This window comes from Erythrobacter sp., from assembly GCF_030066995.1.
Lineage (GTDB): Bacteria > Pseudomonadota > Alphaproteobacteria > Sphingomonadales > Sphingomonadaceae > Erythrobacter.
In genome coordinates this window covers 638,975-657,810 of record NZ_JASJAP010000001.1, presented here as the reverse complement: position 1 = coordinate 657,810, position 18,836 = coordinate 638,975, and the positions used below count along the sequence as shown (strand labels likewise).

The 18,836-nt window shown below is 63.6% G+C and carries 22 protein-coding genes; 12 read left to right on the top strand and 10 right to left on the bottom strand.

Annotation, left to right across the window (positions count from 1 at the left end; genetic code table 11):
- Positions 1–3 precede the first annotated feature (3 nt).
- The 6 genes from queA to QNI87_RS03120 all read right to left on the bottom strand — a co-directional run bounded on the left by queA (position 4) and on the right by QNI87_RS03120 (position 4,144).
- Positions 4–1,041, bottom strand: a complete 1,038-nt coding sequence (queA, locus tag QNI87_RS03145) for a tRNA preQ1(34) S-adenosylmethionine ribosyltransferase-isomerase QueA (protein WP_300593823.1) — start codon at positions 1,039–1,041, stop codon at positions 4–6.
- 29 nt (positions 1,042–1,070) lie between these two features.
- A complete protein-coding gene (locus tag QNI87_RS03140) occupies positions 1,071–1,832 on the bottom strand; it encodes a peptidylprolyl isomerase (RefSeq protein ID WP_300593821.1) in 762 nt (253 codons plus the stop codon).
- Between the two features lie 138 nt (positions 1,833–1,970).
- The gene (coaD, locus tag QNI87_RS03135; RefSeq protein WP_300593818.1) at positions 1,971–2,483 is read right to left on the bottom strand and encodes a pantetheine-phosphate adenylyltransferase; all 513 of its coding nucleotides are present in this window, start codon (positions 2,481–2,483) and stop codon (positions 1,971–1,973) included.
- Positions 2,480–2,962: a hypothetical protein gene (locus tag QNI87_RS03130; protein ID WP_300593815.1), complete on the bottom strand. Its 483-nt coding sequence runs from the start codon at positions 2,960–2,962 to the stop codon at positions 2,480–2,482. Before QNI87_RS03130 ends, coaD begins: the two co-directional genes overlap by 4 nt.
- Positions 2,959–3,870 carry a farnesyl diphosphate synthase gene (locus QNI87_RS03125; protein WP_300593812.1) on the bottom strand — a complete coding sequence of 304 codons (912 nt, stop codon included), beginning with the start codon at positions 3,868–3,870 and terminating at the stop codon, positions 2,959–2,961. The genes QNI87_RS03130 and QNI87_RS03125 overlap by 4 nt, the downstream gene beginning before the upstream one ends.
- Positions 3,871–3,874: 4 nt before the next feature.
- A complete protein-coding gene (locus QNI87_RS03120; RefSeq protein WP_300593810.1) occupies positions 3,875–4,144 on the bottom strand; it encodes an exodeoxyribonuclease VII small subunit in 270 nt (89 codons plus the stop codon).
- A 65-nt stretch (positions 4,145–4,209) separates the two neighbouring features.
- Between QNI87_RS03120 and QNI87_RS03115 the strand changes: the two genes are divergently transcribed.
- The 5 genes from QNI87_RS03115 to QNI87_RS03095 are packed head-to-tail and all read left to right on the top strand — an operon-like array spanning position 4,210 to position 9,608.
- The gene (locus QNI87_RS03115; RefSeq protein WP_300593807.1) at positions 4,210–4,623 is read left to right on the top strand and encodes a DUF2177 family protein; all 414 of its coding nucleotides are present in this window, start codon (positions 4,210–4,212) and stop codon (positions 4,621–4,623) included.
- A 20-nt stretch (positions 4,624–4,643) separates the two neighbouring features.
- A complete protein-coding gene (locus QNI87_RS03110; RefSeq protein ID WP_300593805.1) occupies positions 4,644–5,318 on the top strand; it encodes a hypothetical protein in 675 nt (224 codons plus the stop codon).
- Positions 5,319–5,333: 15 nt separating this feature from the next.
- Positions 5,334–7,589 (top strand): phosphoribosylformylglycinamidine synthase subunit PurL, encoded by a 2,256-nt coding sequence (purL, locus tag QNI87_RS03105; protein WP_300593803.1) that lies wholly within the window; start codon positions 5,334–5,336, stop codon positions 7,587–7,589.
- Between the two features lie 42 nt (positions 7,590–7,631).
- Complete coding sequence (locus QNI87_RS03100) at positions 7,632–8,867, top strand: TCR/Tet family MFS transporter (protein WP_300593800.1); 1,236 nt, start codon at positions 7,632–7,634, stop codon at positions 8,865–8,867.
- A gap of 54 nt (positions 8,868–8,921) precedes the next feature.
- Positions 8,922–9,608 carry a nitroreductase family protein gene (locus tag QNI87_RS03095; protein WP_300595296.1) on the top strand — a complete coding sequence of 229 codons (687 nt, stop codon included), beginning with the start codon at positions 8,922–8,924 and terminating at the stop codon, positions 9,606–9,608.
- Positions 9,609–9,615: 7 nt separating this feature from the next.
- Here the strand turns inward: QNI87_RS03095 and QNI87_RS03090 are convergent, their stop codons facing one another.
- A complete protein-coding gene (locus QNI87_RS03090; protein WP_300593797.1) occupies positions 9,616–10,446 on the bottom strand; it encodes a Coq4 family protein in 831 nt (276 codons plus the stop codon).
- 138 nt (positions 10,447–10,584) lie between these two features.
- On the bottom strand, positions 10,585–11,409 hold the full coding sequence (serB, locus tag QNI87_RS03085) for a phosphoserine phosphatase SerB (RefSeq protein WP_300593794.1): 825 nt from the start codon (positions 11,407–11,409) through the stop codon (positions 10,585–10,587).
- Positions 11,410–11,476: 67 nt separating this feature from the next.
- On the opposite strand from serB, the gene miaA reads away from it, so the two are divergent.
- The 7 genes from miaA to QNI87_RS03050 all read left to right on the top strand — a co-directional run bounded on the left by miaA (position 11,477) and on the right by QNI87_RS03050 (position 17,730).
- A complete protein-coding gene (gene miaA / locus QNI87_RS03080) occupies positions 11,477–12,460 on the top strand; it encodes a tRNA (adenosine(37)-N6)-dimethylallyltransferase MiaA (protein WP_300593791.1) in 984 nt (327 codons plus the stop codon).
- Between the two features lie 267 nt (positions 12,461–12,727).
- A complete protein-coding gene (gene ilvB / locus QNI87_RS03075; RefSeq protein ID WP_300593788.1) occupies positions 12,728–14,482 on the top strand; it encodes a biosynthetic-type acetolactate synthase large subunit in 1,755 nt (584 codons plus the stop codon).
- An 11-nt stretch (positions 14,483–14,493) separates the two neighbouring features.
- Positions 14,494–14,772 carry a hypothetical protein gene (locus QNI87_RS03070; protein WP_300593785.1) on the top strand — a complete coding sequence of 93 codons (279 nt, stop codon included), beginning with the start codon at positions 14,494–14,496 and terminating at the stop codon, positions 14,770–14,772.
- The gene (ilvN, locus tag QNI87_RS03065) at positions 14,769–15,284 is read left to right on the top strand and encodes an acetolactate synthase small subunit (protein ID WP_300593782.1); all 516 of its coding nucleotides are present in this window, start codon (positions 14,769–14,771) and stop codon (positions 15,282–15,284) included. The genes QNI87_RS03070 and ilvN overlap by 4 nt, the downstream gene beginning before the upstream one ends.
- Before the next feature lie 28 nt (positions 15,285–15,312).
- A complete protein-coding gene (gene ilvC / locus QNI87_RS03060; protein WP_300593779.1) occupies positions 15,313–16,332 on the top strand; it encodes a ketol-acid reductoisomerase in 1,020 nt (339 codons plus the stop codon).
- A gap of 43 nt (positions 16,333–16,375) precedes the next feature.
- The gene (locus tag QNI87_RS03055; RefSeq protein WP_300593776.1) at positions 16,376–16,972 is read left to right on the top strand and encodes a DUF4329 domain-containing protein; all 597 of its coding nucleotides are present in this window, start codon (positions 16,376–16,378) and stop codon (positions 16,970–16,972) included.
- Positions 16,973–17,058: 86 nt separating this feature from the next.
- Entirely contained in the window at positions 17,059–17,730 is a 672-nt protein-coding gene (locus tag QNI87_RS03050) for a YceI family protein (protein WP_300593773.1), read from the top strand.
- 163 nt (positions 17,731–17,893) lie between these two features.
- Here the strand turns inward: QNI87_RS03050 and QNI87_RS03045 are convergent, their stop codons facing one another.
- On the bottom strand, positions 17,894–18,268 hold the full coding sequence (locus QNI87_RS03045; RefSeq protein WP_300593770.1) for a hypothetical protein: 375 nt from the start codon (positions 18,266–18,268) through the stop codon (positions 17,894–17,896).
- Between the two features lie 41 nt (positions 18,269–18,309).
- Positions 18,310–18,792: a YHS domain-containing (seleno)protein gene (locus QNI87_RS03040; RefSeq protein ID WP_300593767.1), complete on the bottom strand. Its 483-nt coding sequence runs from the start codon at positions 18,790–18,792 to the stop codon at positions 18,310–18,312.
- Between the last annotated feature and the right edge of the window lie 44 nt (positions 18,793–18,836).

The window sequence follows — 18,836 nt, the reverse complement described above, 5'->3', positions numbered from 1 at the left end:
GCGCTAGGGCAGGAGCAGCGAGGAGTCACCATAGGAGTAGAAACGATATTCGTTTTCGATGGCGTGGGTGTAGGCGGCCATCATCCGCTCGCGCCCCATCAGCGCGCTCACCAGCATCATCAAGGTCGATTTGGGCAGATGGAAGTTGGTCATCAGGCCATCGACCGCGCGAAAACGATAGCCCGGCGTGATGAAGATATCGGTGTCGCCTGCGAAGGGCTCAATCACGCCGTCTTCGCGCGCCGCGCTTTCGAGCAGGCGCAGCACCGTAGTGCCAACCGCGATCAACCGTCCGCCTTTGCTGCGCACCGCGTTCAGGCGCTCTGCCGTCGCGGCGTCGATCCGACCGAATTCGGAGTGCATGGCGTGGTCATCGGTGTCATCGGCCTTCACCGGCAGAAAGGTTCCCGCGCCGACATGCAGCGTGAGCGTTTCGCGCTGGATGCCGCGCGCGTCGAGCGCTTCGACCAGCCTGTCGGTGAAATGCAACGACGCCGTGGGCGCAGCCACCGCGCCATCTTCCGCCGCAAACATGGTCTGATAATCTTCGTAGTCGCGCTCATCCACGCCGCGCTTTTGCGCAATATAGGGCGGCAAGGGCATGGTGCCCGCGCGATCGAGCAGCACTTCGACCGGCTCTTCGCCTTCGAAGAACAGCGTAAGCGATCCATCCGCGCTGCGCGCCTCGGCGATTGCGGTGACCCCGCCGCCGAACACGAGCTGGTCACCCTCCTTCACGCGTTTGGCGTTGCGGATAAAGGCCTGCCAGCGCCTGAGGTCTAGCCGTTTGTGCAGCGTGGCGCCGATCTTGGCCTCGCCATCCGCGCGCCGTCCTTCCAGCTGGGCCGGGATTACCCTTGTGTCGTTGAAGACCAGCGCATCACCGGGTTCGAGCAGGGTGGGCAGATCGAGAACGCCCGCGTCTTCGAACGGCGCATCGCCTCCGCGCACAACCAGCATGCGCGCCGCGTCGCGCGGGCGCACGGGCCGCAGCGCGATACGGTCTTGCGGAAGCTCGAAATCGAACAGGTCGACACGCATGCCTCAACCCTTCGCCGGTGACCGCGCGGCTATTGCGGCGCGTTGAGCAAATCGGCGGTGATGATCGACTCGGTCTCGGGCGCCACCCTTTCGGGCGGCGGCTTGTTATCGCTTGCCAGAGAAGCCTGCAAAATCCGCGTCGGGTTTTGCGGGGGCTCTCCGCGCGCGATGGTGTCAACCGCGGCCATGTTCTCGATCACGCGGCCCAGATTGGTGTAGCGCTTGTCGAGGCTGAAGCGGGGATAGAACACGATGAAGAACTGGCTGTTTGCGCTGTTTTCGTCGGTCGCCCGCGCCATCGAAACCGAACCGCGCACATGCGGCATCGGGTTGAATTCGGCTTCAAGGTCGGGGAATTCGGACCCGCCCTGCCCGGTGCCGGTCGGGTCGCCGCCCTGCGCCATGAACCCTTCGATGACGCGGTGGAAGATAACCCCGTCGTAAAAGCCCTGGCGGGTGAGCGTCTGGATCCGCTCGACATGGCTAGGCGCCCAGTCGTCCATCAGCCGGATCTTGATGCGCTCTCCGTTCGACAGATCGAGCACCCAGACCGTGTCGAGGTCTTCGCCCGCGTTGTAGTTGATGTCCGGATAGAAACTGGCCGCCCTTGGAATGGAGGTCTTCTTTTCCTCGGCCTCATCGGGCGCTTCAGCCGTATCCTGCGCAGCCTCTTCCCCGCTTTCCTGCGCTTCGCTGGTCTCGTCCGCCTCGCTCTCCTGCGCCATGGCGCCAAAGGGAAGCGTCGCGACCAGCAGCGCGGCGGCGGTGTTGAGAAGGGTTCGGTGCATCATCGTGTTGTCGCAAAATCCAAGAGCATCTACGCCGCAGCGTCTAACGGCGCAGGGCTGACACTTCAATGAATGATCGCACGCGCATCCCCGAGAGCGTTCGAGTGGGCGTGCCAGTGGGCTCCGGTGGGCCAGACGCGGCTAAAGATCGCCCTTTCGGCCAAGCTTTTCGACACGCGCCATAACCTCGGTCTCCACCGCCGGGCTCACGAATTTTCCGATCTCGCCGCCATAAAGCGCGATTTCCTTCACGAGTTTGCTGGCGATCGGCTGGAGACTGACATCGGCCATCAGGAAAACCGTCTCGACATCATCATCGAGTTGCTGGTTCATCCCGGCCATCTGGTACTCGTATTCGAAGTCCGCCACCGCGCGCAGGCCGCGGATGATCACGCTGGCGCCCTGTTGCTGCGCGAACTTAACAAGGAGGGTGTTGAAGCCAAGCACTTCGACATTGCCAAGCCCAAGGTTCTCCACCTCCCGCTCGACCATGGCGAAGCGCTCCTCGGTCGAGAACATCGGGTTCTTGGACGGGTTGGTGGTCACGCCGATGATCAGCCAATCAACCAGCTTGGCTCCGCGACGGATGATGTCGGCGTGGCCCAGCGTGATGGGGTCGAACGTTCCCGGATAAAGGCCGATGCGGCGTGTCATGGCGTGTCGACCTCCCACTCGATCATCGCGCCAGAACCATCATCGGCGATTTCGATCAAGACCCTTTCCATCGCGCCATCGAACGGGCCTCCTGCAAAGAGGCCCGGTCCGGTCTCGTCAAAGCCCAGGGCGGTTACGGTCGCGGTCAGTTCCTTGGCACAGGCCGCGCTCGCCCCGTAAGCGTGCAAGACCCGCCTGCCGCCGTCAGCGTCCGTTCTGCGCACTCTTCCGATCAGATCGATCCGCTGGCACTCTTCCGCGTCAAAGCGCGCAACGAGCATTTCGGCGGCCTCCTTCTTGTCCCGCGCCTCTCTTTCGGAGACCTCGGGCATGCGATGCCCTTCATGCGCCGATGCCTTCGACGCCTGCGCATCGCCGGGCACGTCCGGCTCGGGCGCCTCTCCGGGCGCGTCCGGTTCGGGCGCACACGCGGCCAGCACGGCGACAACACAGGCCGGGAGGAACCAGGAGCCCCTCACCGATCGCGCTCGACAATGAACCGCGCGAGCGCGCGCAGGGTGTCGGCCTCTTTGCCGTGCGAGCTCAGATGCGCAATCGCCTGATCGACCAGAGCGCGGGCCTGTTCGCGGGCCTTGTCGACGCCCATCAGCGAGACGAAGGTCTGCTTGCCCTGCTCGCGATCCTTGCGCAGCGCCTTGCCGGCCTTCTCAACATCGCCCTCCACATCGAGCAGATCGTCGGCAATCTGGAAGGCAAGACCGATATCGCGCGCATAGGCGCGCAGGTGTCCGCGCCCTTCAGGCGGCGCTTTGCCGAGGATTGCGCCCATTTCCACGCTGGCGGCCAGCAAAGCGCCGGTCTTGAGCTGCTGGAGCCGCGTCACCGTGTGCAGGTCGTAATCCACGCCTTCCTCATCGGCGACCATGTCCATCATCTGGCCTCCCGCCATGCCGTTCATACCGCTGGCGGTGCCAAGCGTTAGAATCAGTTCAGAACGCGTGAAGGGATCGGAGCTCGTCTTTTCCTCGGCCAGAATCTCAAACGCGAGCGCGTGCAGCGAATCCCCGGCCAGCACCGCGGTCGCCTCGTCGAACTTGTGGTGCAAGGTGGGCTTGCCGTGGCGCAGGTCGTCATCGTCCATGCACGGAAGGTCATCGTGGATCAGCGAATAGACGTGGATCGCTTCGACCGCCGTCCCGGCCCGTATCGCCGCGTCGCGCGACACGCCGAACAGCTCGGCGGTGCTGACGACCAGCAGCGGGCGGACGCGCTTGCCCCCGCCAATCGCGGCGTAGCGCATCGCTTCCACCAGCCTCGCGCGGGTGTCGGACGGCACCGGAAGCAGCGCGTCGAACACGGCGTCCACTTCGCGCTGCACCCGCTTCAGGCTGTCGCCAAGCAGATCCCCCTCAATCCCCACCAGCATCGCCTCACGCCCCTCCATCGAGGGGAGCGGTGCCAGTGGGTTCGCCGGTGGCGCTGGTGACGATCTTCTCGATCCTTGCCTGCGCTGCGTCGAGTCGCTTCTGACAGGCCGCGCGCAGCCTTTCCCCACGTTCGTAAAGCGTGATCGATTGATCGAGCGGCACATCGCCGCGCTCCAGCTGCGTCACGATCGTTTCAAGCGCGCTCAGAGCCTCTTCGAAACTCATCTGTTCGATATTGCCGCCGTTGCCGGTGGCCGTGTTTCCCTCGTCCATGCGTCAGAGCATTGACCCCGCCCGCCCGCACGGTCAAGGCTGAGCGCCAACAGGGAAAGGGCAAAATGGCGAAATACGCGATCGCTTACGCGCTGGCGGCGCTGTTTTTCGGAGCGCTCGATGCGGTCTGGCTGAGTTGGGCTGGCCCCAACCTCTACGAACCCACGATTGGCGAGATCATGGCGGACAGCTTCGATTTGGGCGCGGCGGGCGCGTTTTACCTTATCTATCTTGCCGGAATGGTCTGGTTCGCGATCCGCCCCGGCCTCGAGCGCGGGCGAGCGGCGACCGCGGGATTGAACGGCGTGCTGCTGGGCGCGCTGTGCTACGCGACCTTCGATCTCACCAGCCAGGCGGTGTTCAAGGTCTGGGCGACGCACATCTCCGTCATGGACATTGCCTGGGGCGCGTTTGCGACCGGGACCACCAGCGCGCTCACCACCGCCATCACCCTCAAACTCACCCAGAAGTCAGCCTGACAGGACACGAACCACGCACCATGTTTATCGGACACTTCGCCCCCGCCTTTGCCGCCTCCGCGCTGGGGCCACGCGCGCCCGGCCTCGGCACGACCTTTCTCGCCGCGCAGCTCATCGACTGGGCGTTTTTCAGCTTCGCGATCGTGGGCATCGAGAAGGTCCGGATCGAGCCGGGGGCGACGGTGATGGTGCCGCTTGACCTGTATTATTACCCGTTCACGCACAGCCTGCTGGGCGCAGGTCTCTGGGCGCTCGCCTTTGCCCTTGCGATCTTCATGAGCCGCAAGAACGCCTTTGCCGGCGCGCTTGCGGGTCTTGTCGTGCTCTCGCACTGGGGGCTCGATTGGGTTGTCCACCGGCCCGACCTGACCTTGATGGGCGGCGAGGTAAAGTATGGGCTGGGCCTGTGGAACTATCCGGCCATCGCGATGCCGCTGGAACTGAGCCTCGCTTTGGGCGGGATGCTCTTCTATTTGAAGCGCACGCGCGGCCCGGCCGGCCCGCCTATCGTTCTGCTGCTTGCGCTGCTGGTTTTCCAGGGCATCAACTGGTTTGGACCTGCCCCGATCGAGGCCGATCTCTTCCTCCACCTGCAGGCACTGCTCGCCTTTGCCGTGCTCACGCTGATGGCGACGTGGGTCGGGGAGAATCGACGGTTCGTGCGCCGCGGCGGGTTGGCGGTTCCCAACCCCTGACCTAAAGCGGCGCGCATGAGCGAAATCACACCCGAAATCGTCGAGTCCCACGGCCTTTCGCCCGAGGAATACGAGCGTGTGCTGGCGGGCCTTGGCCGCGAGCCGAACCTGGTCGAACTTGGCATTTTCTCCGTAATGTGGTCCGAGCATTGCTCGTACAAATCGAGCCGGTTGCACCTCAAGAAGCTGCCGACCGAGGCGCCCTGGGTGATCTGCGGCCCGGGCGAGAATGCGGGCGTGATCGATATCGGAGACGGGCCTGATGGGACGAAACTGGCCGCTATCTTCAAGATGGAGAGCCACAACCACCCGTCTTACATAGAGCCCTATCAGGGCGCGGCGACCGGCGTGGGCGGCATCCTGCGCGATGTCTTCACCATGGGCGCGCGGCCCGTGGCGAACATGAACGCGCTGCGCTTTGGCCGCCCCGACCACCCGAAGATGAAGCATCTGGTGCAGGGCGTGGTCGCCGGGATCGGCGGATATGGCAATTGCGTTGGCGTGCCGACGGTGGGCGGCGAGACCAATTTCCACCCCGCCTATGACGGCAACATCCTCGTCAACGCCATGACGGTGGGGATCGCGGACGCGGACAAGATATTCTACTCCGCCGCCTCGGGCGTGGGCAATCCGATCGTTTATGTCGGCTCCAAGACTGGGCGCGACGGCATACATGGCGCGACCATGGCGAGCGCGGATTTCGAGGAGGACGCCGAGGCCAAGCGGCCCACCGTGCAGGTCGGCGACCCGTTCACCGAGAAGCTGCTGATCGAGGCCTGCCTTGAGCTGATGGCAACAGACGCCATCGTGGCGATCCAGGACATGGGCGCGGCGGGCCTTACTTCCTCCAGCGTCGAGATGGCGACCAATGGCGGCGCGGGCATCCGCCTCGATATGAACAAGGTGCCCTGCCGCGAAGAGGGCATGACGCCCTACGAGATGATGCTGAGCGAGAGCCAGGAGCGTATGCTGATGGTCTTGAAGCCCGGCAAAGAGGCCATGGCGCAGGCGATTTTCGAGAAATGGGAGCTGGATTTCGCCATCATCGGCGAGGTTACGGACACCCAACACATGGTGCTCGAATGGAATGGCGAGGTCGTGTGCGACATCCCGCTGGGGCCCCTCGCCGCCGACGCGCCCGAATACGATCGGCCCTATCTTTCGAAAGAGGAATACTCAAGCTGGGCCGGGATCGCGCCGATGGCCGAGGCGCCGGAGACGAGCGATCCGGTCGCAGACCTGCTCAAGCTGCTCGCCTCTCCCAACCTCGCCTCGCGCCGGTGGATTGCCGAGCAGTATGACAGCCAGGTTATGGCCGATACGCTCCAGACCGGGGGCGATGCGGCTGTTGTGCGCGTCCACGGGACGGACAAGGCGCTCGCGATCAGCACCGATTGCACCCCGCGCTATGTCTACGCCGACCCCTTTGAGGGCGGGAAACAGGCAATCGCCGAGACCTATCGCAACATCTGCGCGGTCGGCGCGCGCCCGCTGGCGGTGACCAATTGCCTGAACTTTGCAAACCCGCAACGCCCCGAGATCATGAGCCAGTTCGTCCATGCGCTCGAAGGCATGGGCGAGGCGTGCCGCGCTCTCGACTTCCCGATCGTGAGCGGCAACGTCTCGCTCTACAACGAGAGCAAGGCCACCGGCGGCGGCAGCGCGATCCTTCCTACGCCCGCGATCGGCGGGGTCGGTATCCTCGACGACGCGTCGAAGATGGTCACGCCCGCTTTCAAGAACGAAGGCGATGCGATCTACCTCATCGCGCCCGAATTCTGGGCGAAGCCGGACCCGGCGCGTTCGCATCTTGGCAAGTCGCTGTGGCTCGATGTCGTGCACGGGCGCGACGAGGGCCGTGCGCCGCCGGTCAATCTCGCCGCCGAACTGGGCGCGGGCCAGATCGTGCGCAAACTGATTGGCGAAGGCCTGTTATCCGCCGTGCATGACCTCTCCGATGGCGGACTTGCCGTCGCTCTGGCGGAGATGGCGCTTTTTGGAGGGATCGGCGCGCAGGTTTCCGCCAACGAAGCCTACACCGCCGCCCAATGGTGGTTCGGCGAGGATCAGGCGCGCTATGTCATCACGGTTTCGCCGGACAAGGCGGACGCCTTCAACCGGATTGTTGCCGAAGGCCCCGATATCCCGGAGGCCGAACTGGTCGGCTTCACCCGCATCGGAACGGTGGGCGGCGAGAGCCTGCTGGGCGTTTCGATCAGCGACCTGCGCGCGGCCCATGAGAGTTTCTTCCGGGACTGGATGGAAGGCTAGGCCGCCCCTGGGCCGCCCCTGAATGTTTGGCGATAGGTGAGCATGACCGGACCGGCCCAGACCTCCACGCTGATATTCGTCGCGCTCATCGTCTTTATCGACATGATGGGCATCGGGCTGATCGTGCCTGTGCTGCCGGGTCTGCTGGAAGATCTGACCGGCGAAAGCCTTGATCGCACGGCGCAGATCGGGGGCTGGCTGCTGTTCGCCTACGCGCTCATGCAGTTTCTTTTCGCGCCGGTCATCGGCGGGTTGTCGGATCGCTATGGCCGCCGCCCGGTGTTGCTGATCACGCTGTTTATCCTCGGCATCGACTATCTGATCATGGCGCTGGCTCCCGACCTTACGTGGCTGTTCATCGGCCGCATCCTGTCGGGCGTCATGGGCGCCAGTTGGGCCGCGGCCAATTCATGCATCGCCGATGTCGCAAGCGCCGAGGAGCGGGGCAAATTCTTCGGGATCATGGGGGCGGCGGGCGGAAGCGGCTTTGTGATCGGCCCCGCGATCGGCGGGATCCTTGGCGAATACGGCGTGCGTCTGCCCTTCTTTGCCGCGGGCGCTCTTGCCATCGCCGGCGCCGCACTGGGCTATTTCATCCTCAAGGAAACGCTTCCGCGCGAGCGTCGCCGCGCCTTCACCCTCGCGCGCGCCAACCCGCTGGGCACGCTGATCCAGATGAGCCGCAACCCGGTTGTGATCGGCTTTATTGCGGTGATCTTCTTCATGCAGTTGGCCGGGCAAGCGCAGATGTCGGTGTGGTCCTATCACACCCAGCTGATGTTCAACTGGAGCGAGCGCGACATCGGCTTCAGCGTCGCGCTGTTCGGCATCATCATCGCGGCGGTTCAGGGCGGATTGACCGGCCCGGTCATCGCGAAGATCGGCCCGGCGCGCACGGCGATGCTTGGCTTCCTGCTGTCGTTTCCCGCCTATTATCTCTTCGCCTTTGCCGATGTCAGCTGGATGATGATCGTCGGAATCCTGTTTGGCGGGCTTGGCGGGCTGACCTTTCCCGCGATCCAGCAGATGATGAGCGCGCGTATCGCCGAAGACGCGCAGGGCGAGTTGCAAGGTGCGGTCGCAAGCGCGATGAGCATCACCAGCGTGATCGGCCCGCTGATGATGACGGCGACCTTTGGCGCCTTCGCCGATGACAAGGGGGTGTACTTTCCGGGCGCGCCGTATCTTCTTGCGGCGGGACTTGTGGTGATCGCCATTTCCATCGCGGCCTTCACCATCAAGCGCATGAAGCCTGCCGCAACGCCCGCACCAACGTGACGCACCGACAGCGCCCTTCACAAAGCGGCGCGCGTGCCCGATAGCGCAGGTGCCATGCGCGATCACGACACCGTCCCCTATTCGTTAGAGCCGCTTTCCGACGCACAGAGCATCGCTCGGGCAAGGCGCGTGCGCGACAGCCTCAAGAAGCGGCGGACCTGCCGATATTTCTCCGATGCAAGCGTGCCGCGCGAAGTCATCGAGGCCGCGATCGAGGCAGCCGGAACCGCGCCCAACGGCGCCAATCACCAGCCCTGGCACTTCGCGGTTGTCCATTCGGCGGAGAAAAAGCGCGCCATCCGGCAGGCCGCCGAAGCCGAAGAACGGCGCTTCTATGGCCAGGACGGCGATGCACCCAAGGCCAGCGAGGAGTGGCTCGGCGCGCTTCGCGAGCTTGGCACCGATGCGGACAAGCCCTTCCTCGAAACCGCGCCTTACCTCATTGTCGTGTTCGCGCAGCGCAAAGGCGGGATCGAAGAAGACGGCCAGACGCAGAACTATTACGTCAACGAAAGCGTGGGGATCGCGTGCGGGATGCTGATCGCGTGCCTGCACGAAGCGGGGCTGGCAACGTTGACGCACACGCCCTCGCCCATGGGCTTCCTGCGCGAGGCATGCGGGCGACCGGAATGGGAAAAGCCGGTGATGATCCTCGTGGTCGGCCACCCGAGCGAAGACGCAAGCGTGCCTGCGCACGCGCTCAAGAAAAAGCCGCTGAGCCAGATCGCCAGCTGGCTTTGAGCCTGCCTTAAGCGGCCAGCGCTTCGTCCGAAGAGTCCTCGGTCGCCAGCAGATTGTAGGGATCAATGCCCTCCGAGCGCCACACGCGGTGGCATTCGCGGTACATTGTCGGCTCAGGGATATTGAGCGCGGCGCGCACGTCCTCGACCGGCTGGCGCAAAAGCTCGCGGATCGGCTGCTCGATCAGCGGCGGCGCACCGCGACCGGTGCGCTTGGCCTCGTTGACCGCGGCCATGACCGGGGCCTTGCTACCCTTTACCTGAAGCTTGATGTTGACCGAGCCCGCGTAACCGATGAGCAGGTGCCCGTGTGTCGGGCTCTGACCGTGCGTGAACAGCAGGACGCACTGCTCGCCCAGCGCGTCGCGGCCATAGCCGGTGAGCACGTGGAAGAGATCGTGGGTGTCGCGCGAGCGTTCGGCAAACCACTGAACCACATCGTCGTATTTGGCGCGCCCGAGGCTCTCGGCTTCGGCCACAAGACCGGCGGCGGTCAGCCCTTCGCTTTCCATGAAGTCGCAATAGGCGTGCGCGAGACTGCCCTTGGGCGTCCTGCGCAGCGCGTCGTGGTCGTCGAGGATTTCGGGCAGGTTCGGTTCGGTCGCGCGCAGCATCGCCCCGCGCTCGGACAGAGCAAGCTTCTCGACCCGCGGCATGAAGCCGCTCGACGGCAGCGATTCGTAGATCTTGAAGACGAGGCTCGTGTCCTCCTTGTCCTTCATCAGCAGGCGGAAATTCTTCCACGCCCGAAGCGGCATGTAACGCGGCTCGGGGCGGTCGGGATGGCGCAGGACCACGCCGTCTGCGGCGGTGATCGCGCTGTAGTCTTTGATGGCCATGGGGCGTACCTTACGATCGGCTAGAACGATATGACTGAGAGTAGGAAGTTCCTACCGCTCCTTACTTACACAAGTGTAAATAGCGCATCTCGGTTCGAAATCAAAATGCTTTTTTTGAATGCGCCGATTGGCGCGGGATCACTCCGCCCGATCAAGACCCAGCAGAGGCAGAATGTTGCCCAGATCGCCGCTTTCGATCAGCCCGTCCGCCGCTTCGCGCGCCTTGGGCTTGGCCCTGTAGGCAAAGCCATAGGTCGCCGCCTCGATCATCGGTACGTCGTTCGCCCCATCGCCAATGCCAAGGCTCACCGCACCCGCGCCCAGAGCCGCCGTTTCCTCGACCAGTACGCGGCGCTTGGTGCCCGCGTCGCTGACCGCGCCTTCCAGACGTCCGGTCAGCACGCCGCCCTTCACCTCGAGCCGGTTTCCGACCACCCGGTCAAAACCTATCTGTTCGCCGACCCGGTCGGCAAAATGGTGAAAACCGCCGGTGACAAGTACGGTGCGTGTACCCTTGGCCTTGAGCGTCTGGATGAGCTCGCGCGCGCCGGGATTGGGACGGATGCGTTCGGCAAGGCAGCGATCGATCGCGCTTTCCTCAAGGCCAGCCAGCAACGCCACGCGCTCACGCAGGGCGGCCTCGAAGTCGATTTCGCCTTGCATGGCGCGCTCGGTAATCTGCGCGATCTGCGGCTTGATCCCGGCGTAGTCGGCCAGTTCATCGATGCATTCCTGCCCGATCATGGTCGAATCCATGTCGGAAACTAGAAGATTGGGGCAGAGCGGTTCCCCTTGGGTCAAAAGCCAGTCATGACCAGAGAAATGCTTGTCGAGGATGTTGCGAGCGACGCCTAGGTACGAGTACCCAAACTCGAGAGCAAACAGATTACCGTCCCGCCCGGAAATCTCTGGATAAAATTCGATCGGGCCCATACCGCTTATAGAAGTCGAGAGACGTTGCATGACTTTTCTACGTTTGATGTAGCGTTGCCATGTTCTAACTCGTCGAGGCTCTGCTATCAGCCGGGCTATGAGCACCACTTCGTCTCCTGAAAATTCAACGCCAGACCAAAAGCCCGAGCGTCCGGTCGCGCTCATCGCAGGGCCGACCGCGAGCGGCAAGAGTACGCTTGCCGTAACCCTCGCCAAGGCGATCGAGGCGAAGGGCGCAAAGGCCGTCGTCATCAACGCGGACAGCGCGCAGGTCTATTCCGATCTCGCCGTTCTCTCCGCGCGCCCAACCGAAGAGGAAATGGACGGGATCGAACACCGCCTGTTCGGCGCGTGGGACGGATCGGTCGCGTGCTCGGCGGCGCGCTGGGCGGAAGTTGCCCGCGAAGAGATCGCCCAATGCCACGAAAACGGGGCGGTCCCGATCCTGGTTGGCGGGACGGGGATGTATATCAAGGTGCTGCTCGAAGGCATCGCACCCATTCCCGAAATCGAGCCGGAAGTGCGCCGCGTCGTGCGCGCCCTGCCCGTGGAGACCGCCTACGAAGCGCTGATGATCGAAGATCCGGAACGCGCAACCCTGCTGGAGCCCACCGATAGCCAGCGCATCGCGCGCGCTCTGGAGGTCAAACGCTCGACCGGAGTGACGCTGAGCGACTGGCACATGGCCAAGACCGGCGGCATCGGCGAGGAGATCGCGCTTTTTCCGCTAATCCTGCTGCCGCCGCGCGACTGGCTCTACGCGCGCTGCGACGCGCGCTTCGAGGCGATGCTGGAGGAAGGCGCGCTCGACGAGGTTCAGGCGCTGCTGGATCGCGAACTTGATCCAGACCTGCCCGTGATGCGCGCGATCGGCGTGCCGGAGATCACCGAATTCCTGCTTGAAGACAGGCCCCGCGAAGAGGTGATCGAGGCGGGCGCGCAGGCGACGCGCAACTACGCCAAGCGTCAGTACACCTGGTTCCGGCGTCAGACCGACCCCGACTGGCCGCGTCTCACCACTGACTTGGAATCGGAAAATATCGATCTGGATGCATATTTCGCAGGATTATTACCCGATTAACGGTTGACGCAATAGAATATGATTCATATCGAGGCGCTGTTCCAGCAATCCGCGTCCGCGATCTTGCGGGTTGGATTTGTTCGGAGAAGCGTTTAAGCCTTGCCACTGTCACGAAAGGAAAAGGGCCTTCGATCATGATTATTGTGCTTACCGTACGAGGTGCAGGTTGATCTAGGCGATTTCCAAGAGAAGCGTTTTGATTGGCCTGATGCGAATATCTGCGTCGGGCCTTTTTTGTTTGTCGGTCAATTGGTTTTGGAGAGCAGCGTGTCACAGCCCTCGGGTGCCGCCATTCTGGTTCAGGGTCTTATCGATCAGGGTGTCGAGTTCGTCTTCGGCTATCCCGGCGGCGCGGTCCTGCCGATCTACGATGAGCTGTTTGGCGACGAGCGCATTCGCCACATCCTCGTGCGCCACGAAGCGGGCGCTGGGCACGCCGCCGAAGGTTACGCGCGCGCGACGGGCAAGCCGGGCGTGGTGCTGGTGACATCGGGCCCGGGCGCAACCAACGCGGTCACCGCGATTGCCGATGCGTATATGGATTCGATCCCGATGATCGTGCTGACGGGCCAGGTGCCCACCAGCCTCATCGGAACCGACGCGTTTCAGGAAGCCGACACGATCGGCATCACGCGCCACTGCACCAAGCACAATTACCTTGTGAAGGACCCCGCCGATCTTGCCGCGACGATCGAAGAAGCCTTCCGCATCGCCACCACCGGGCGCCCCGGCCCGGTGGTCATCGACATCCCCAAGGACGTCCAGATCGCGGTGCCTTCGCAAAGCCGCGCGTCCAAGCTCACAGCCACTCACCGCTACGCCCCGCAAATGGTCGCGAGCGCCGAGCAGATCGCCGAGGCGCTCGAGATGATTGCAAACGCCGAGCGCCCGATCCTTTATACAGGCGGCGGCGTCATCAATTCCGGCCCTGAGGCGAGCGAGCTTTTGCGCCAGTTTCAGGACCTGACCCAGTCTCCGATCACTTCGACGCTCATGGGCCTTGGCTGCTTTCCCTCCACGCATCCCGATTTCCTCGGCATGCTGGGGATGCACGGCACTTATGAGGCCAACATGGCGATGAACCGCTGCGACGTGATGGTCTGCATCGGCGCGCGTTTCGATGACCGGGTGACCGGGCGCCTCGACGCGTTTTCGCCGGACTCCAAGAAGATCCACATCGATATCGACCGTTCCTCGATCAACAAGACGGTACCGGTTGATCTGGGCATTGTCGGCGATTGCGCCGCGGTGCTGGGGCAATTGATCGCCGCCTGGGGCGAGCGCAAGCCGCAAGACCTGGGTGAGTGGAAAGCCCGCATCGCCGGTTGGCGCGCGCGCGAATGTCTCGCCTACCCCGAGAAATCCGCCAAGCACCCCGACATGATCATGCCGCAAAGGGCGATCGAGCGGCTCCACGCGCTGACCAGGCACAAGGAGCCGATCGTCTCGACCGAGGTCGGCCAGCACCAGATGTGGGCCGCGCAGTATTACGGCTTTGAAAGCCCCAACAAATGGCTCACTTCCGGCGGGCTCGGCACCATGGGCTACGGCATGCCCGCCGCGATCGGCGCGCAGCTGGGTTGCCCCGATGCGCTGGTGATCGACATTGCCGGTGAAGCCAGCATCCAGATGAACATTCAGGAGCTGGGCACCGCCTCGCAATACCGCCTGCCGGTGAAGGTCTTCATCCTCAACAACGAATATATGGGCATGGTCCGCCAGTGGCAGGAACTGACCTATGAGAGCCGCTATTCGAACAGCTATTCCGACAGCCTGCCCGATTTCGTCGCGCTGGCCGAAGCCTATGGCTGGAAGGGCATCCGCATTGAGCGGCCCGAGGATCTCGACGCCGGTATCCTTGCGATGATGGAGCACGACGGCCCTGTCATCGTCGATTGCTGCGTTGCGTCCGATGCGAACTGCCTGCCAATGATCCCGTCGGGAGCGGCGCACACCGACATGATCCTCTACGGCGACCGCGTGGACGGCACGATGGACGACGAAGCGAAAGCGCTGGTGTGATGAGGAAAGTCATGCTGACCGTGTCAGACCCCTGGTCATTTCTCGACGAAAATGGCTCTTGTAAAATGATAGGGACGACCGAACAGATCGAGGCCTCCGAAATGATCGTTGTCCTCGATAAGCAGTTCAGTTCTGAAGGCCGCAAGTTTGACCGAGTATCCGTAACTCCTCGCAATGAAGAGTCGACATTGGCGGAGTTGCAATCTGGCAAGTCTATCTCCGCAAACATCTCCTTCAGGGATAAAGGGTTCCTTATCGGATCCGCCAGTCTTGCTGAGCACATTTCATGAAAATCGCCACCGCCGCCAGCGAACGCCACGTCCTCGCCGTTACAGTCGATAACGAGCCGGGCATCCTTGCGAAGATCACCGGGCTGTTCACCGCGCGCGGCTATAACATCGACAGCCTGACCGTCGCCGACATTTCCGACGACCACGCCGTCAGCCGCATCACCATCGTCACCAATGGCCCCCCGCAGGTGATCGACCAGATCGAGACGCAGCTTGAACGGCTCGTGCCCGTGCACAAGGTCGTGGATCTCACCGCCGCGGGCCCGCATGTCGAGCGCGAGCTCGCGCTGATCAAGGTGGCCGGCAAAGGCGAGATGCGTGTCGAAGCCCTGCGTATCGCCGAGCTGTTTCGCGCCAAGGTGGTCGACACGACGACGCAAAGCTTCGTCTTCGAACTAACCGGCGCGCCGGACAAAATCGACAGTTTCATCGCGCTGATGCGCGAGCTGGGCCTTGTGAGTGTCGGGCGCTCCGGCGTCGTCGGCATGATGCGCGGCCTCAAAAGCGTTTAATAAACATCGAAAATTAGAGGGAAACCCCATGAAGGTCTATTACGACGCCGACGCTGATCTCGGCCTGATCAAGTCGAAGAAAATCGCCATTCTCGGCTATGGCTCGCAAGGCCACGCGCACGCGCAGAACCTGCGCGACAGCGGTGTGGCCGAGGTCGCGATTGCGCTGCGCGAAGGCTCGTCGAGCGCCACGAAGGCGAAGGATGCAGGCTTCAAGGTGCTCGCCAACACCGAAGCGGCGAAGTGGGCCGACATCCTCATGATCCTTGCGCCAGACGAGCATCAGGCCGCGATCTGGGAGAACGACCTGGCGGGCAATATGAAGCCGGGCAGCGCGCTTGCCTTTGCGCATGGGCTCAACGTCCATTTCGGCCTCATTGAACCGCCCAAGGACATCGACGTCATCATGATCGCGCCCAAGGGCCCGGGCCACACGGTGCGCAGCGAATACCAGCGCGGCGGCGGCGTGCCGTGCCTGATCGCGGTCCATCAGGATGCGAGCGGCGCGGCGCACGACGTTGCCCTCGCCTATGCTTCAGGTGTCGGCGGTGGCCGTTCGGGCATCATCGAGACCAACTTCAAGGAAGAGTGCGAGACCGATCTGTTCGGCGAACAGGCGGTTTTGTGCGGCGGGATCACGCACCTGATCCAGGCGGGTTTCGAAACGCTCACCGAAGCCGGATACGCGCCCGAAATGGCCTATTTCGAGTGCCTTCACGAAACCAAGCTGATCGTCGATCTGCTTTACGAGGGTGGGATCGCGAACATGCGTTATTCGATCTCGAACACCGCGGAATATGGCGACATCACCACCGGCCCGCGCATCATCACCGATGAAACCAAGTCCGAGATGAAGCGCGTTCTGGCCGACATTCAGGCCGGGCGCTTCGTCAAGAACTTCGTCCTCGACAACCGTGCGGGCCAGCCTGAACTGAAGGCCGCGCGCAAGGCCGCCGCTGCGCACCCGATCGAGAAGACCGGCGCGGATCTGCGGGCGATGATGCCGTGGATCGGCGCGAACAAGCTGGTCGACAAGTCGAAGAACTGAACTGTTGCGCGCGGGGCTGCGCACAGCCTAGGGGCCGCACGCCATGTCGCCTCGCGCCACACACTTTGCCTTCATCCTGATTGCCCTCGTCTGGGCGGGGATTGTCGCGCGCGCCTACCTGGCCCGCAAGGACGCCTCCGACTTCGTCATCACCGTCTCGCAGGGCGAGGTGCAGGAGTTCGCGCGCGATCAGCTGATCGCGCTGCAAGCCGCCAGCTTCGCCGGTGACATCGAGCTGTGCGGAATTGTGTTCGAACGCAGCGACGGGACGCTCGGCGCCTCCCCTCCGCGCGAAGGGGATGAGGCGAGCTGCGGTATCGCCTATTTCGATGAGCCCGGCATGCGACCGGTGGCCAGCTTTCACACCCACGGATCGTTCAATCGCCGCTACGACAGCGAAGTGCCTTCCATCCTCGACCTTCAAAGCGACGCGGCAAGCGGGATGGACGGCTATGTCGCGACCCCCGGAGGACGCTTTTGGCGGGTCGACGCGACCGGGCCGACCGCGATCCTGATCTGCGGCGCAGGCTGCCTGCCGCAAGACCCGAACTACGTCCCCTGTCCCGCCGATGCGCCGCAGCAACGATACACCTACGCCGCTCTCGTCGCGCGTCAGACGGGGTCGGGCCCGGCCTGCTGAGGGCGGTTCGCCCAGCGTCCGGGGAACCAGCGCAGCGGCGCTCGGTTGGATGGACACAGCTAACCTTTAGCAAGGGACGTTTGATCATGACCAGGAGTTTGCGCCGCCTCGCTCTTTCGACCGGTGCCGCCGCAGGGCTCGCCGTCGGCCTTGGCTTCGCCGCCGCGCCCGCCATATTCGCGCAGGATCCGCCCCAGGTTCCCGGTGCGCCCGATCCGGCACGCGTCACGGCGGGGACCTACGCAGCCGACCCCTTGCACTCGCTGGTCGAGTTCGAAGTCAGCCATTTCGGGTTCAACGAATATTTCGGGATCTTTGGCGATGTGTCGGGCACGCTTGAGCTTGATCCGGACAATCTGGAGGGCGCCAAGGTCGATGTCACCATCCCGATCGCCAGCGTCACCACCGCAAACGCTCAGCTGACCGACCATTTGCTGCGCGCGGGCAAGGATGGCGCAAGCCCAGACTTCTTCGGACCCGATCCCGCCGCCGCGCGCTTTGTCTCCACCGGGATCGCCGTCGATGAGATGACCGCCGAGATCACGGGCAATCTGACGATCAACGGCATCACGCGGCCCGTCACGCTCGAAGCGGAATTCGTCGGCGCGGGCGTGAACCCTTACAACAACAAGGAAACCGTCGGCTTTGAGGCCGAAACCACGATCCTGCGGTCGGAGTTCGGGGTCAATTATGGCATTCCTCTCGTCAGCGATGAGGTTGAGCTGGAGATCAGCGTCGCCTTTGAACGGCAGGAATAAGGCAGCACGCTCCCCGGGCGCGCACCCGCGCGCAGTCCCTAGACACAAAAGGCCCCGCAGGCGCTTGGCGCGTGCGGGGCCTTTCTTGTTGTTGCCTGAAAAGGATGTGACCGGGGGTCAACTAGGAGGAGCGTTCCCCCCGGCCACACCCGAGCACGCACCGTCAGGCATCCGGTGCGCAACCTTCGGCCTCGCAAGGGCTCGCCGAGCAGCCGTCCGCGCCGCACGCAGCAGCCTTGGCGACCGCTTCACAGGCCGCTTCGCACGCCGCCGGGGCGCAGGCGGCTACCGCGCACTTATCGCTGGCCGCTGCGCAAGCGCTCGCTGCGCAGGCGCTGGCGTCGCACGCAGCCGCGCAGGCCGAAGCGTCGCACGCCGAGCAGGCGCCGCACGCTTCGCAATCCTTGGCTGTGCACGATTCGAGGGTGCAGACCGCGGGCGCGCATTGGGCGCTTGCGAAAGCGGGAGCCGCAGCGCTGGTCACAGCAAGGCCGCCGGCGACCATCATCAGCCGCGCGAGGGAAACGGGTTTGGTCATGAGTGTGTCCTTTAAAAAATCGGAGGGGTGAGAGAGCGCGTTCAACCAAAGCGCTGACCGCTAGGGATGGCGGTCCAGGCGAGGTTTGCCTTGGCGATGAAGCCGGCGATGTCCTTCAGCCACATTTGCTGAACCTGCTTGTTGAAGTTCAGATAGAGCTTGCCATCGACGATTTTGTAGACCGTGGGATCACCCGGCGCGAGGCGACCATTGGCGCCCAGCGCCCACGCGCAGTGCCCGCCATATTGCGGGGCGTAGGCATCGGGATCGGCCTTGAACGCATCCGCGTTTTCCTGGCTCGCAAAGCGCCATTCCGCACCGTCATGCTCGACCGTGAAACGGGCGTCGCCTTTAACCGGAACGCCGTCGCCTTCAAAGTAGCTGACCGTATCATAGCCGCCGACCGCGATGTTCTCGCCTTCGACGCCGACATAGACACCGCCATCGGCGTGGGCCGGGGCGGCCGTGAAAGCCAGAGGCGCTGCAAAGGCAGAGGCCACCAGCAACAGAGTGCGCATTTTCATTCGGGGGTTCTCCTGGGGATGAGATCGAATTGAGGGCGTGCGGC